General features: G+C 63.0%; 15 protein-coding genes. 6 read left to right on the top strand and 9 right to left on the bottom strand.

Features of this window, described 5'->3' with window-relative positions; genetic code table 11:
- Nucleotides 1–11: 11 nt before the first annotated feature.
- The gene (locus tag NKI70_RS12965; RefSeq protein WP_352588537.1) at nucleotides 12–758 is read right to left on the bottom strand and encodes a TetR/AcrR family transcriptional regulator; all 747 of its coding nucleotides are present in this window, start codon (nucleotides 756–758) and stop codon (nucleotides 12–14) included.
- Nucleotides 759–901: 143 nt separating this feature from the next.
- Here NKI70_RS12965 and NKI70_RS12970 point away from each other — a divergent pair, with 143 nt between their 5' ends.
- Together NKI70_RS12970 and NKI70_RS12975 are read left to right on the top strand one after the other, a co-directional pair.
- Nucleotides 902–2,080, top strand: coding sequence for an HlyD family secretion protein (locus tag NKI70_RS12970; RefSeq protein WP_352588540.1), 1,179 nt, complete (start codon nucleotides 902–904; stop codon nucleotides 2,078–2,080).
- A gap of 66 nt (nucleotides 2,081–2,146) precedes the next feature.
- Nucleotides 2,147–3,700: a DHA2 family efflux MFS transporter permease subunit gene (locus NKI70_RS12975; RefSeq protein WP_352588947.1), complete on the top strand. Its 1,554-nt coding sequence runs from the start codon at nucleotides 2,147–2,149 to the stop codon at nucleotides 3,698–3,700.
- Nucleotides 3,701–3,826: 126 nt separating this feature from the next.
- On the opposite strand, the gene msrB is transcribed toward NKI70_RS12975, so the two are convergent.
- The 4 genes from msrB to NKI70_RS12995 all read right to left on the bottom strand — a co-directional run bounded on the left by msrB (nucleotide 3,827) and on the right by NKI70_RS12995 (nucleotide 6,504).
- Nucleotides 3,827–4,327, bottom strand: a complete 501-nt coding sequence (gene msrB / locus NKI70_RS12980; protein ID WP_352588543.1) for a peptide-methionine (R)-S-oxide reductase MsrB — start codon at nucleotides 4,325–4,327, stop codon at nucleotides 3,827–3,829.
- Between the two features lie 174 nt (nucleotides 4,328–4,501).
- Nucleotides 4,502–5,059 carry a fasciclin domain-containing protein gene (locus NKI70_RS12985; protein ID WP_023677486.1) on the bottom strand — a complete coding sequence of 186 codons (558 nt, stop codon included), beginning with the start codon at nucleotides 5,057–5,059 and terminating at the stop codon, nucleotides 4,502–4,504.
- A gap of 204 nt (nucleotides 5,060–5,263) precedes the next feature.
- Nucleotides 5,264–5,968, bottom strand: a complete 705-nt coding sequence (locus tag NKI70_RS12990) for an anti-sigma factor (protein ID WP_023677485.1) — start codon at nucleotides 5,966–5,968, stop codon at nucleotides 5,264–5,266.
- Nucleotides 5,965–6,504 (bottom strand): sigma-70 family RNA polymerase sigma factor, encoded by a 540-nt coding sequence (locus NKI70_RS12995; RefSeq protein ID WP_023677484.1) that lies wholly within the window; start codon nucleotides 6,502–6,504, stop codon nucleotides 5,965–5,967. The genes NKI70_RS12990 and NKI70_RS12995 overlap by 4 nt, the downstream gene beginning before the upstream one ends.
- Nucleotides 6,505–6,630: 126 nt before the next feature.
- Here NKI70_RS12995 and NKI70_RS13000 point away from each other — a divergent pair, with 126 nt between their 5' ends.
- Together NKI70_RS13000 and argB are read left to right on the top strand one after the other, a co-directional pair.
- Nucleotides 6,631–8,127 (top strand): amidase, encoded by a 1,497-nt coding sequence (locus NKI70_RS13000; protein WP_352724653.1) that lies wholly within the window; start codon nucleotides 6,631–6,633, stop codon nucleotides 8,125–8,127.
- Between the two features lie 96 nt (nucleotides 8,128–8,223).
- Nucleotides 8,224–9,117 carry an acetylglutamate kinase gene (gene argB, locus NKI70_RS13005; RefSeq protein WP_023677482.1) on the top strand — a complete coding sequence of 298 codons (894 nt, stop codon included), beginning with the start codon at nucleotides 8,224–8,226 and terminating at the stop codon, nucleotides 9,115–9,117.
- 19 nt (nucleotides 9,118–9,136) lie between these two features.
- On the opposite strand, the gene bchE is transcribed toward argB, so the two are convergent.
- Nucleotides 9,137–10,675 carry a magnesium-protoporphyrin IX monomethyl ester anaerobic oxidative cyclase gene (bchE, locus tag NKI70_RS13010; protein WP_352724654.1) on the bottom strand — a complete coding sequence of 513 codons (1,539 nt, stop codon included), beginning with the start codon at nucleotides 10,673–10,675 and terminating at the stop codon, nucleotides 9,137–9,139.
- A gap of 102 nt (nucleotides 10,676–10,777) precedes the next feature.
- On the bottom strand, nucleotides 10,778–11,254 hold the full coding sequence (locus NKI70_RS13015; RefSeq protein ID WP_023677481.1) for an Lrp/AsnC family transcriptional regulator: 477 nt from the start codon (nucleotides 11,252–11,254) through the stop codon (nucleotides 10,778–10,780).
- A 140-nt stretch (nucleotides 11,255–11,394) separates the two neighbouring features.
- Here NKI70_RS13015 and phhA point away from each other — a divergent pair, with 140 nt between their 5' ends.
- Nucleotides 11,395–12,228 carry a phenylalanine 4-monooxygenase gene (phhA, locus tag NKI70_RS13020; RefSeq protein ID WP_352697248.1) on the top strand — a complete coding sequence of 278 codons (834 nt, stop codon included), beginning with the start codon at nucleotides 11,395–11,397 and terminating at the stop codon, nucleotides 12,226–12,228.
- On the opposite strand, the gene NKI70_RS13025 is transcribed toward phhA, so the two are convergent.
- Entirely contained in the window at nucleotides 12,223–12,723 is a 501-nt protein-coding gene (locus NKI70_RS13025) for a MarR family winged helix-turn-helix transcriptional regulator (protein WP_023677479.1), read from the bottom strand. The two genes, phhA and NKI70_RS13025, sit on opposite strands and share 6 nt — an antisense overlap.
- A gap of 93 nt (nucleotides 12,724–12,816) precedes the next feature.
- Here NKI70_RS13025 and NKI70_RS13030 point away from each other — a divergent pair, with 93 nt between their 5' ends.
- Nucleotides 12,817–12,984, top strand: a complete 168-nt coding sequence (locus tag NKI70_RS13030) for a hypothetical protein (RefSeq protein ID WP_352455979.1) — start codon at nucleotides 12,817–12,819, stop codon at nucleotides 12,982–12,984.
- 49 nt (nucleotides 12,985–13,033) lie between these two features.
- Here the strand turns inward: NKI70_RS13030 and NKI70_RS13035 are convergent, their stop codons facing one another.
- Nucleotides 13,034–13,795 (bottom strand): GGDEF domain-containing protein, encoded by a 762-nt coding sequence (locus NKI70_RS13035; protein ID WP_352568520.1) that lies wholly within the window; start codon nucleotides 13,793–13,795, stop codon nucleotides 13,034–13,036.
- Between the last annotated feature and the right edge of the window lie 138 nt (nucleotides 13,796–13,933).

Here is a 13,933-nt window from a genome sequence, read left to right on the forward strand (position 1 = left end):
CTGGCAGCCTGTCAGGCGGGGCTGGAGGCCCGTTCCTGCTCAAGCTGTTCGGTGCCGTAGGCCTTCAGGAACACATCGACGCCCGACCTGACGATGTGTTCGATCTCGGCCGCACTTGGCGCCTTGGTGCGATAGGCGAAAATGCACTGGCGGAAAAGGCCGGCCAGGCACAGCTCGGTGAACTGATAGGCGGCAAGCTCGACGTCGTCGATCTTCAGCAGGCCGCGTTCGATAGCCATGTTGAGGAAAACGACGACCCTGTCATGGCCGCGCTTCGGGCCGCGTTCGTAGAACCGGGCACCAAGCTCCGGGATGCGTTCCGACGCGCCGATCACCGTCCGCTGCGCCAGGATGACCCTCGCCGAAGTGATCTTCATGGACAGCACGATGCCGAACTTCACCAGCGTCTGGCGAAGGTCGCCGATCTGGTCGAGCACTTCGTACATGTTCTTGAAAATCGTGCCGCGCTCTTCCTCGATCAGCGCTTCGAACAGCTCTTCCTTGTTGGCGAAGTAGACATAGATGGTGCCCTTGGACACGCCGGCCTCGCGCGTAATGTCGTTCATCGACGCGGCTTCGAAGCCCTTGTCGATGAAGACACGGCGCGCACCCTCGATGATCTGGCTGCGCTTGACCGGGTCTTGCCCCGCGGCTGGGCGGCCGCGCGGCAGACTGTCCAGCAGATCGCACTGGTCCTTGCCGGCGCTGGGCAATGGGCCTGAATCAGGCAAAGGAGCGGCCTTGGGGGCTTCGGCCATAATGTCACACCTCGTAAAATAATTCGAACCATCCGGTTCGATTGCTCTTGATATGGGCCTCTTTAAGCGCTAAGTCAACGTCGAGATCGAACCGAACGGTTCAGTCTGACGAAATTCAGCGCCAATTAATTTAGAGAGATATCATGTCCTCGAACGCGCCCACCAGTGCCGAAGTCCGCCCCTTCCCCAGTGCCAAGGTCCAGCCTGCGATCGAAGCGCCGGAAACCCCTCTCAAGCCCGCCGACGTCACCCCGCTGGCTCCCGCCAAGAAGAAGCGCTCGATGCGCTCGATGTTGCTGCCCATCATCGGCCTGGCCCTGCTGGGCGCCGGCGCCTGGTATGGCTATGATTACTGGACCGACGGGCGCTTCATGATCACGACCGACGACGCCTATGTCCAGGCCGACACGGCGTTCATCTCGCCAAAAATCTCGGGTTATGTCGATCAGGTCAAAGTGACCGAGAACCAGCAGGTGAAGGCCGGCGACCCGCTGCTGATCGTCGATGACGGCGACTACAAGATAGCCGTTGCCCAGGCCGAGGCGCAGATCGCCACGTTGAGCAAGACGCTCGACCGCATCGATGCCCAGACCGAGGCGGCGCGCGCCTCGCTCAAGCAGGCGCAGGCGCAGAAGACCGCCGACCAGGCCGCGGCCGATAATGCGAAGCGAGCTCAGGTTCGTGCCGCCCAGTTGCTCAAGACCCGCGTCGGTACCCAGGCCCAGTTGGACGATGCCCAGACGGCGGTCGAGCAAGCCAATGCCGCACTAGCCGGCGCCGACGCGCAGATCGCGGCGGCTCAGGCGAATATCGGCGTGCTCCAGGCGCAGCGGGCGGAATCGGCAAGCACGCTGGCCTCGCTGCAGCTTGCCCACGACAAGGCGGTGCGGGATCTGTCCTTCACCGTGCTGCGCGCACCCTATGACGGCGTGGTCGGCAACCGCTCGGTCGAGCAGGGCGACCTGATCAGCCCCGGACAGAAGCTCGCCGTCATCGTGCCAATGGACAAGCTCTACATCGTCGCCAACTTCAAGGAGACCCAGCTTGCCCGGCTGATGCCTGGTGAAAAGGTCAGAGTGTCGGTCGACGCGATCGACGGTCAGGACATCGAGGGTACCGTGTCGTCGCTGGCCCCGGCTTCGGGAGCAGTGTTCTCGCTGCTGCCGCCGGAAAACGCCACAGGCAATTTCACCAAGGTGGTGCAGCGCGTTCCGGTTCGCATAGACGTGCCCGCGGATGTGCTGAAGACGGGCAAGCTTCGCGCCGGCCTGAGCGTCGTCGTCGCCGTCGACAGCCGCACGGCGCCTTCGGCATCGAAGTAAAGCGGAACCGGAGCAAAGGTCATGGCGACCGCAACCCTAACTGCAGGATCGGCGCCGACGCCAGCCATGCCGGCGCCGGTTGACCACATCTCGACACGCCGCGTCATCGCCTTCCTGGCAATGGTGTTCGGCATGTTCATGGCCATCCTGGACATCCAGATCGTCTCGGCCTCGCTGGCCGAGATCCAGGCGGGCCTGAGCGCCAGTTCGGACGAGATTCCGTGGGTGCAGACGGCGTATCTGATTGCCGAGGTGGTGATGATCCCGCTGTCGGGCTTCCTCAGCCGGATGCTGTCGACGCGGGTGCTGTTCACAATCTCGGCGGCAGGTTTCACCGCGGCCAGCGCGCTGGCGGCGACCGCAACCAATATCGACCAGATGATCGTCTACCGCGCCGTGCAGGGCTTCATCGGCGGCGGCATGATCCCGAGCGTCTTTGCAGCCGCCTTCACCATCTTCCCGCCGTCGCGTCGCGCCATCGTCTCGCCGATGATCGGCCTGGTGGCGACGCTGGCGCCAACCATCGGCCCGACCGTCGGCGGCTATATCAGCCATGCCATGTCCTGGCACTGGCTGTTCCTGGTCAACGTCGTGCCCGGCATTCTGGTGACGACGGCCGCCTGGTCGCTGATCGACTTCGACAAACCCAATCTCAAGCTGTTCAGCAAGTTCGACTGGTGGGGGCTTGCCGGCATGGCCGCCTTCCTGGGCTGCATGGAATATGTGCTGGAGGAAGGTCCCAACAACGACTGGCTGCAGGATCAGGCGGTGTTCATCTGCGCCGTCATCATGACCTTCGGCGCGGTGCTGTTCTTCTGGCGCGTGTTCACCGCCGAGGAGCCGATTGTCGATCTGAGGGCTTTCAGCAATATCAATTTTGCCTTCGGCTCGCTGTTCTCCTTCGTCGTCGGCATCGGCCTCTACGGTCTGACCTATCTTTATCCGGTGTTCCTGGGGCGGATCCGCGGCTACGATTCGATGATGATCGGCGAGGCGCTGTTCGTCAGCGGCCTAGCCATGTTCTTCACTGCGCCGATCTCCGGCATCCTGTCGAACAAGATGGACCCGCGCATCATGATGATGATCGGCTTCTTCGGCTTCGCCACGGGGACCTGGTGGATGACGCATCTAACCGCCGACTGGGATTTCTATGAACTGCTGATCCCGCAGATCCTGCGCGGCTGCTCGATGATGCTTTGCATGGTGCCGATCAACAACATTGCGCTCGGAACCTTGCCGCCGGAGCGGCTGAAGAATGCGTCTGGCCTGTTCAACCTGACCCGCAATCTCGGCGGCGCCGTCGGCCTGGCAGTCATCAACACCGTGCTGATCGACCGCAATGCCTTCCACTACGCCAGGCTCTCCGAGCACGTGCAATGGGGAAGTGCCGCTGCGCAGCAGAAGCTGCAGAACATGACGCTCAACTTCGAGCAGACCGCCGGGCTCGACGCCTCCAAGGCGGCCATCTCCAAACTGTCAGGCATGGTCCAGCAGCAGGCGTCGCTGCTGTCGTTCATGGACGTATTCTTCATGCTGACGGTTTTGTTCGCGACGCTTGGGCTCTTCACCCTGGTGATCCGCAAGCCAGCCGCTCAGGGCGGCGGTGGCGGAGGCCATTGAGGCGCGCTGGATCCCCCGCCTGGCGCCCTCGCGCATGACCCCGAAATGCGATTTTCGGGGTCATGCGCAAAATCAACCATTACGAAGTCCTCTCGCGCTCCGACAAAGTCAGGGTCGCAGCCGTCCTCACGCCGTCGCCGGCTTGAAGGTCAAGGCAACGCCATTGATGCAGTGTCGCAACCCGGTCGGCGGCGGACCGTCGTCGAATACGTGGCCGAGATGGCCGCCGCAGCGGCGACAATGGACCTCCGTGCGGGTCATGCCCAAAGACCTGTCCACGGTCTTGCCGACGGAATTCGGGATTTCCTGCCAGAAGCTCGGCCAGCCTGTGCCGGAATCGAACTTGGTCTCTGACGAATAGACCGGCAGGCCGCAGCCGGCGCAAGCGAAGATGCCTTTGCGGTGCTCGTTGAGCAGCGGACTGGTGCCCGGGTATTCCGTGCCCTCCTTGCGCAGCACATTGAAGGCCGCGTCGGACAGGATGGCGCGCCACTCGGCTTCGGTCTTGGTAACCTCGAAAGTCTCAGCCGCGCCTGCATCCTGGGCTCCGCCCATGCGCAGCGCGGTGGCGCCTGCGACAACGCCAATGGCTGCCGCACCACTCAAAAGAAGCTCGCGACGGTTCATGGCCATTCCTCCTGTCATTGCTTGTGCCAAATTCGACCGCCACACGGAAATCAAAAGCCGGTGACGATCGCTGTCCTCAAAGCGGGACTCCGCGCCTATCCACATCTTGCGTGAACGGCGCGGAGTGTGCGCAGGGAGGCCCTTAGCGATATCTTCGCCGGCAGCGTGCGTTTGTTACATCTTCGGCAGGAGAACCTTGTCGACGACGTGGATGACGCCGTTGGACTGCTCGACATCGGCGATCGTCACATTGGCGACGTTGCCGTTCTCGTCGGTCACGGTGACCTTGCCGCCGTCGGCCTTGAGCGACAGTTCGCAACCACCGACCGTCTTGACCTTGTGGGTGCCGCCGTCGTTCTTCACCATCTTGGCCACGTCGGCGGCCATCGCTTTGGCGCCGATGACATGGCAAGTCAGGATCTTGACGAGCTTGTCCTTGTTTTCAGGCCTGAGCAGCGTCTCCACCGTGCCGGCTGGAAGTGCCGCAAAGGCCTCGTTGGTCGGCGCGAACACAGTGAAGGGGCCAGCGCTTTGCAGCGTATCGACCAGGCCGCCTGCCTTGACGGCAGCGACCAGCGTCGTGTGGTCCTTCGAGTTGACAGCATTTTCGACGATGTTTTTCTGGGCATACATGGCGGCGCCGCCGACCATCGGATTTTGAGCATAGGCAATGGTGGCGAGCGCGGATATGGCGACCGTGCCGGCAAGCAAAAGGGTGGCGAATTTACGCATGATTTCAATCTCCTCGGGTTATCGTTCCCCTCATTTGGGAACGCAAGGAGATACGCGATAGAAATGCTGGAGTTTCGTCCTCTCCGCAAAAAAATATTTGTCGCTGCAATTTGCCCGGCGCGGATCGACAGCCGCCAACAAGCTTTGCAGGCGTTTCAATCGCGGGAGATAGATTTCAGGTCTGCTTCCGGAGATGAGAAGCGGTCAGATGCTCTTCAGATCGCCCGCTGCGACCACCGGTCCAGTCGGCTGGCCGGTCGGTGAACCGCCGGCAGGCTCAACGCTGACCGCAAGCACGGCGCCTTTCGCCAATTTCTCCTGGACGGCGGGCGGGATGGCCAAATGCGCGGTCGCACCGGCCGGGATGACGCCCATCGACACCGGCGCCTTCTTGCCTTCGATCATCCACAGCTCGAAGTCCTTGCCGGCGGCCCGCTCGCCGGAAACGTGGGAAAGACCGACCTCGTGACGGGCGGCATCGTAGACGACGAGATATTTGACGTCGCTGCCTTCGGCCGCCAGCGAGGCGACAAGCCGCGCCTGCGGCGGTTCGGTGGACGGGCGGAAGTAAGGCACGGCGATGTAGATCGCCAGCGCCGCAATGGCGGCGGCGGCAAGACCGCGCCAGAAGCCAAGGCTCGACCACAGGCCGGCGCGCGGCTCTGCAGCGAACAGCCGGCGGTCCAATGCTTCCTTGACCCTGATCGGAGGCTCTGTCTCCGGATAGGCGGCGGCCATCGGCGAAAGATGCGCCTCCCAGGCATCGACAAGGCGCGCGAAGGCGGCGTCCGCATCGATGCGGCGCGACGCGATCTCGCGTTCATCGGCGGCCAGAACGCCAAGAACGTATTCGGCGGCGAACAGGTCGTCGCCCCCACGTTCCGGTCCATTGTCGTCAGCCAGCGTCATCTTTCCAGGCATTCTCTCAGTTTCAACAGGCTGCGGCGCAGCCAGGTCCGCATCGTGTTCAGCGGTACGCCATAGCGCTCCGCCAGTTCGGCATAGCTTTTGCCATCCAGATAGGCGCCCCGGACGGCCGCCGCCCGGTCCTTCTCCAATTCCTTGAGACAATGGTAGATGCGTTCGGACTCACCGCCCGCCACGGCCATGGCCTCCGGCCCCGGCGCCGGATCGGCCACGTCGAGCGCGGCATCGATATAGGCGGCAGGCTCTCGCCGCGCCCTGATCCGATCGATCGCATGATTGCGCGCAATGGCCACCAGCCAAGAGATCGGGCTCAGATCCGAAACGGCGAAACGGTCCGCCTTCGTCCATATCTTGACGAAGACCTCTTGAAGCGCCTCTTCTGCATCTCCCCGATCCTTCAATACACGAAGGCAGACGCCGAAAAGTTTCGCGCTGGTCTGCCGGTAGAGCAGATCGAACGCAGCCCGGTCCTTCATCGAAGTCCGGACAATCAGGTTGCTGATGTCCTGCGGCGTCATCCGCCGCCAAATTAGGCGATTGCAATGTATTTGCAACGACTGAAATGGTCTTGCGCACCGGCAGCGCCAGCGTCGATTGCCAATGAAATCGCCGCCCGCTAGCTTGCAATGAGCGGGAGGGCGACCATGTCGATCGAGCGGGTTCTGTGGGAGCATGACGCAACCGGCCAGGTCGCACTCGTGCACAAGGGAGAGATTACACCGCAAGATCTCGTCGATGCGGCGATCGCCCGGGCCGAGGCCACCCACCCGGAGATCAACGCCATCGCCGAACCGCTCTATGAGGCGGCGCGGGCGCGGGCGAAAACCGTCGATCGCAAGCTGCCGTTTGCCGGAGTGCCCTTTGCGCTGAAGGATCTTGGCATCGCTATGAAGGGCGTGCCGACGCATGGCGGCAGCCGCATCCCGGCCTTCACCCCCGATTTCAGCTCGGTGATGACGGAGCGCTATCTGGCCGCCGGCCTGATTCCGATCGCCACCAGCACCGCACCCGAACACGGGCTGAGGCTGGTGACCGAATCGGCGGCTTTCGGCATCACCCGCAACCCATGGGACACCGCGCATACGACCGGCGGTTCCTCAGGCGGTGCGGCTGCGCTGGTCGCGGCCGGCGTCGTGCCGGTGGCACATGCCTCGGATGGCGGCGGCTCGATCAGGGTGCCTGCGGCTTGTACCGGGCTGATCGGGCTGAAAACCTCGCGCGGCCGCGTACCCTTGACGCCGCTCGTCACCGAAAGCTGGTACGGCTTCGTCGTCGACCATGCGCTGGCCCGCTCGGTGCGCGATACGGCCCTGCTGCTCGACCTGACCCACGGGCCCGACCCGCTGTCGCCCTACGCGGCACCCTCGCCGAACGGCAGTTTCACTGCGGCCGCCGGGCGCGATCCGGGCAAGCTCAAGCTCGCCTTCTATCGAAAATCGCCGCTCGGCCTGCCGATATCGGAAGAGACGTTGAAAGCTCTGGATGCGGCGATCGGGCTGGCGCGCGAAGGCGGACACAGCGTCGAGGAGATCGACCTGCCCTATATCGATCGCGATTTCATCGCCGATTTCGCCAGAACCGTCGCTGCGGCGGTGGCCGGCACGATGCGTGGCGAGGCCTTGCGCGTCGGCCGCTCCATCTCAGGCGACATCGAACGCGCCACGCGCGTGATGAGCCGGTTCGGTGAAATTCTCTCGGCCGGCGAAATCTATGCCGGCCTGCAGCGGCTGCACGCAACCTCGCGCCGGCTTATCACCGAAACCGCGCACTATGATGCAGTGCTGATGCCTGTCATCGCGCACCCGCCGCTCGCCTGCGGCACCATGGACCCGAAAGGCGCCGACGAATTCATCGAGAATGTTCTGGACAGACTGCGCCTCGCCGGCCTGCTGAAGTTCAAGCCGCTATTCGGCCAGCTGATGGACAAGAGCCTGTGGTTCACCCACTGGCCGGCGATCCAGAACGTCAGCGGGCAACCGTCGATCACGCTTCCGGTTTACGTCACCGATGCCGGCCTGCCGCTCGGCGTCCAGGCCGCCGGCCGCCCCGGCGACGAGGAAACGCTTTTGTCGTTCGCCGCGCAGATGGAAAGGATCTCGGGCTGGCTGGGCCGACGGGCGCCGCTGCAGCGGCCGGCATAGGCGGTGATTTGATCGATCGTGACAGCAAAGCCGTTTGCCCCCTCGTCCAATTCTCGCTAAGACGCCGCCGTTCATGCCAAGCTGGGAACCACGCCGATGACGGATGTCGCCGCCACCGCCGAAATGCAGGCCGCGCTGCTTTCAAGGGCGCTGCCCTATATGCAGCGCTACGAGAACAAGACGGTCGTGGTGAAATATGGCGGCCACGCGATGGGCGACATCGCGCTCGGCAAGGCTTTCGCCCGCGACATCGCACTTTTGAAACAATCCGGCGTCAACCCGATCGTCGTGCATGGCGGCGGGCCGCAGATCGGCGCCATGCTCAGCAAGATGGGCATCGAATCCAAATTCGAGGGCGGCTTGCGCGTCACCGACCAGAAGACCGTCGAGATTGTCGAGATGGTGCTGGCCGGGTCGATCAACAAGGAGATCGTCGCGCTGATCAATGCCGAGGGCGAGTGGGCGATCGGGCTGTGCGGCAAGGACGGCAACATGGTGTTTGCCGAAAAGGCGCGCAAGACCATGATCGATCCGGATTCCAACATCGAGCGGGTGCTCGACCTGGGCTTCGTTGGTGAGCCTGTCGAGGTCGACCGCACATTGCTCGACCTCCTGGCGCGGTCCGAAATGATCCCGGTGCTGGCGCCGGTGGCGCCCGGCCGCGACGGCCATACCTACAACATCAACGCCGACACTTTTGCCGGCGCCATCGCCGGCGCCTGCCAGGCGACGCGCCTGCTGTTCCTTACCGACGTGCCCGGCGTGCTCGACAAGGACAAGAAGCTGATCGACGAGTTGACCGTGGCCGAGGCCAAGGCCCTGATCAAGGACGGCACTGTCTCGGGCGGCATGATCCCCAAAGTCGAGACCTGCATCGAGGCAATCGAGCGCGGCGTCGCAGGCGTCGTCATCCTCAACGGCAAGACGCCGCATGCGGTGCTGCTCGAGCTGTTCACCGAACACGGCGCCGGCACGCTGATCGTGCCGTGAGGCCGGGTGTCTGAGGGGCTCAGGCGTTTGGCGAAATAGCGGTCACGGACTGACGCGACAGGCGTTCGACAACCATCGATTCCTCTTCCTCGTCTTGCGGCGCGCCCCAGAATTCGGCGAGCGTCGGGCCATTTTTCAGGCGGCGGTCGCGGACCAGAAAGCCCCAGACTTCGCGGAACCAGACGCGGCGGCCCATTTTGGTGTACCAGCGCATCGAATGCCGTTGCTCCGGATCCTTGTGGAACAGGATGCGCGCCAGCGCCTTGGGCCGCGACTGCACGGCCAGTTCGATCAGCTTGATGGCGAAGAACAACATCCACGGCTTGAGGCGCGTCATCCGCAGCACCTGGTGCTTGTAGTCCCACAGGCGGGCGTCCAGTTGGATCACCTTGCGGTCCCTGGCAATCCTGAAGAACGGCGTCCAGCGGTGCGGCGTTACATAGAGCGCCTGGATCTGGTCGGGGTCATAAGCGATCAGCTGGCGGAAGCCGCGCCAGAGGTCGCGCAAACTTTCGTCCTCGAAACCGGCCACCCAGGTCGCCATCGACAAGATGCCATTGAGGCGCAGCAGCCGTATCGCCTCGCGGTCGGATGAGGTGCTGCCGCCCTTGCGGATCAATGCAAGCGTCTGCTCGTCGGTATTTTCCATGCCAAGCAGCCAGCGGATGACGCCGGCCTGGCGATAGAGATGCAGGCTGTCGGCGTCGCGGACGATGTCGTCGGCGCGGGTGGAGCCGACGATCAGCACCGGCACATTCTCGGCGATCATCGCATCGAGAAAGGCGCGCCAGGCTTTTTTGGACGACGTCGGGTTCTCGTCGGCAAGGTTGATCAGCTCGACGCCTTGCTCGCGGTATAGCCAGGCAATCTCCCGCGCGAACTTCCCGGGGTCGCGGTGCCGCCAGCGCGTCCAGAAGCCGCGCTGGCCGCAATAGTTGCACAGATGCGGACAGCCTCGCGAGAACTGCATGACTACTGCGCGCTTGCCGCCCCAATAGCTGTAGCGACTGAAGTCGATCAGTTCCCAGCCGATGCGGTAATCGTCGAAATTGGCGATCGTCCTTGCCGGCCGGGTGGCAAAAGGACGGCGCAAATCGTCAGGAAAAGCGATCCCCGCCACGTCCGACAGCGGCTTGCGTTTCTCAAGCGCTTCGACCAGCGCGACGATGGTCGCCTCGCCCTCGCCGCGCACGATGAAGTCGAAGACCTTCGTTTCGGCCAGTATGTCGCGCCAGTGATAGGTCGGAAACACGCCGCCATAAATCAGGATTGTCGCTGGCTCGATGTCCTTGACCATGCCGGCGATCAGCAGGGCTGTCGGATGTGCAGAGGTCGAGCCGGAATGGCCGATCAGAATGCAGTCGGGATGGTCGCTCAAGGCGTCCCAGACCAGCGTGGCAAGCGGCATCGGCCCGAATTCGGCATCGACGAGCCGCACCTCGTGTCCCGCGTCGATCAGCGGACCGCCCAGTGCCAGCAAACCGAGCGGCGGCAGATGGTCGTCCGGCACACGGCTGCCGATGGCGGTATGCGGCGGGTTGATCAGGACGATTTTCATGGCGGGCCTTATGCAATGGCGGTCCGCATGTCGTAGTCGGCGATCTAGCTCTGGAGATTGGCCAGCTTCAGCAGTTTGTGTGCAGCTTTTCCGCAGAAATGCCTATCGTCTGAGATGTGCCAGCGGCACATGGCCGGGCCCCTTGATGTTCTGCAGCACAAGCTGCGTGTGTACGTCGCGCACGCCTTCGAGCCGCATCAGCCGGTGCATGACGAAGGCATTGAGCTCGTCGACCGACGGCACCATGACATGCAGCAGGAAATCGTAGTCTCCAGTCATCGTCCAGCACGACGACACCTCGTCCATGCGCTGCACGGCGGCGATAAAGGTTTCTGGCGAGCCGTCGCTGTGGGTTACGAGGCGCACCTGGATGAACACTTCGACCATCAGCCCGACGGCGCGGCGGCTGAGCACCGCAGCAAAGCCCTTTATGATGCCCGCCTGCTGAAGGGCCTCGAAGCGCCGCGCGCAAGGTGTCGTCGACAGCCCAATCTCCTGCGCCAATTCGGAGACCGGCTTGCGCCCGTCGCGCTGCAGGATGTCGAGCATCTTGATCTCGAATTCATCAAACTGAGGCATTTTCACTCTCCCAAAGCTCGATCGTGGAGTCTTTTACCTCCAACCCCGCATTTGAGCCACCATCAAAGCTGATTTGCCTCGCGCCATCCCGCTAGAATTTCCGGCAATCCGTTGATCATGATTTCCAGGGAGAGCAAGCCATGACAATGAACGTTGCCGACTATGCCCGCGAATGCGCGGCGCGAGGCCTTCGCGGCGATTATTCGGTCTGCCGTGCCGATTTCACCGTGGCGCAGGGCTACAATTACAGCGACGAAGAACAGGCGGTGTGGCGCACGCTGTGCGACCGCCAGACGAAGCTGACCAGGAAGCTCGCCCACCACTCCTACCTCGACGGCGTCGCGGCGCTCGGTCTTCTCGACAAGATCCCGGATTTCGGTGCGGTCAGCGAGAAGCTGCGCAAGTTCACCGGCTGGGAGATCGTCGCCGTGCCGGGGCTCATTCCCGCCGCGCCGTTCTTCGACCACCTCGCCAACCGCCGGTTCCCGGTCACCAACTGGCTGCGAACCCAAAAGGAGCTCGACTACATCGTCGAGCCCGACATGTTCCACGATTTCTTCGGTCACGTGCCGATCCTGACGCAGCCGGTCTTTGCCGACTTCATGCAGATGTATGGCAAAAAGGCCGACAGCGTGATTGCGCTCGGCGGCGACGAGATGATCACCAGGCTTTACTGGTACACCGTCGAATACGGGCTGATACGCGAGCCGGGGCAGCCGCTGAAGGCTTTCGGTGCCGGGCTAATGTCATCCTTCACCGAGCTTCAGTTCGCGGTCGAAGGCGGCGAGGCGCACCATGTCCCCTTCGACCTGGAAACCGTAATGCGCACCGGCTACGAGATCGACAAGTTCCAGCGTGCCTATTTCGTGCTGCCGTCGTTCGACGCCCTGCGTGATGCTTTCGAGACCGCCGATCTTGCGGCGATCGTGGCGCGCCGCAAAGGCGAGCCAGCGCTCGACCCGGCGAGCCTATAGGCTGTCGGCTGTTTCCAACGCCTCGGCCTTCAGCCGGGCCAGTTGGTCGCGCTGAAGGTCGAGGGACGCCGTGACGAAGCGCAGGATCGTGGCGAGCTCAGTGTCGCTGAATGTGGCGATCACCTTTTCCCCCTCCTGCGCGATCGCGCCATAATAGCGCGTCGATAGTTCTCGCGTGAGTTCCGTCGCCTCTATGACCACCTTGCGCCTGTCCTCAAGGCTGCGCGTTCGTGTCAGCAGGCCGCGCGCCTCCAGCCGGTCGATCAGCGCGGTGACCGCGGCCGGCGTCAATCCTGTTGCGGCCGCGACCTCGCCAGCCGATCGCGGGCCGCCATAGAGCAGCGCCAGGCAATGGCGTTCCGCCATACTCAGCCCAAGCCTATCGCCCACTGCCTCGTCATAAGCCTGCGTCGCGTCCTGCCAGCCCATAATGGCAAGGCTGATGGCGGTCTTCATGTCGGCCCGATTCATGCTTGACGAATTTATTTCGACCATCTAACTATCAATCTGCCTAACATTACGTCCATTATAGTAATATGCTGCATCAGGCGCAAGGCAAGGCCTGTCGCAGCCTGCAAGGAGTGAAACATGAATCAGACCCCGACGCGCGGCCCACTCACACCGGCCGAGGAGTTCAAATATGCCAAGCTGGCGATGGAGTGGTATGGCTGGGGCTCTCCCATTGGCCTTGGCATCGCTCTGGTGGCGGTGGCGGCGGCCGCCCTGCTGTTCCGCATCGCCATCTTCGGATTTTGACAGTCTGGCAGCGGCGCGGTTGAATGCAGCAGAAGGCTTAGGGCCGAGCTCAGGCGGCTTCGGAAATATCGCGGTCGATGATCGACAGATTGCGGCCGCGATGCTTGGCCTCGTAGAGCCGCTGGTCGGCGGCGCGCATTAGCTCCGACACTGCGGCGTCTCTGCCGCAGGTGATGCCGCCAATACTGACTGTCAGCGGAACCGTTCGTTCGTCGACGGGCCGGAAACGGATACGCTCGACTTCACGCCGGATGCGCTCGGCGACGCGCCTGGCCTCGTGTTCGGTGGCACCAATCAGAAGGGCGCAGAATTCCTCGCCGCCGATGCGGCCAAGCACGTCGCCGCTGCGCACGCCACGCTCTATCGCGTTTGCGATCAGGAGCAGCGCATCGTCGCCGATCAGATGGCCGTAGCTGTCGTTGATGGTCTTGAAATGGTCGGCATCGACGATCAGCAATGCCCCGCGATCGGATTTGCGCCGGGAGCCGTCGAGAGCGGCAAAGAAACTTTCGCGGTTGAGCATGCCGGTCATGTCGTCGCGGCTCGCCTTTTCCGCCAAACGCCTGTGCGCGGCGGCGAGTTGGGCATGGGCGCGGGCGAGCTCGCGATGCGCGGTCTGCAACCTTTCGCCCTGCCAGAACGTATAGGCGCCGACGCTCCAGGCAAGCGCGAGCGGGCACACGGTGGATGTCAGCCAGATGGTGCGATTGATCGGAAACCCCATTGCCGGCACGACGATCAGCGTCAGCAAAAGCGAGACCGCGACGGAGGCGAAAGCGATGGCGGCAGACTTTAGAAATATGCGATTCATCGCTTGCTCCCACTGGTCCGTCTTGGTTCCAACAAAGCGCTGAATGTCACCTTTCGGCGATGCTTAAGATTTTAATCATGGCACCATTTTTACCACCCAGGGCGCGCATAGGTTGTGGATAAACCTCCTGTTAGAAAG

It is taken from the genome of Mesorhizobium sp. M0500 (genome assembly GCF_040321165.1).
In the GTDB taxonomy this organism is placed as follows: Bacteria; Pseudomonadota; Alphaproteobacteria; order Rhizobiales; family Rhizobiaceae; genus Mesorhizobium.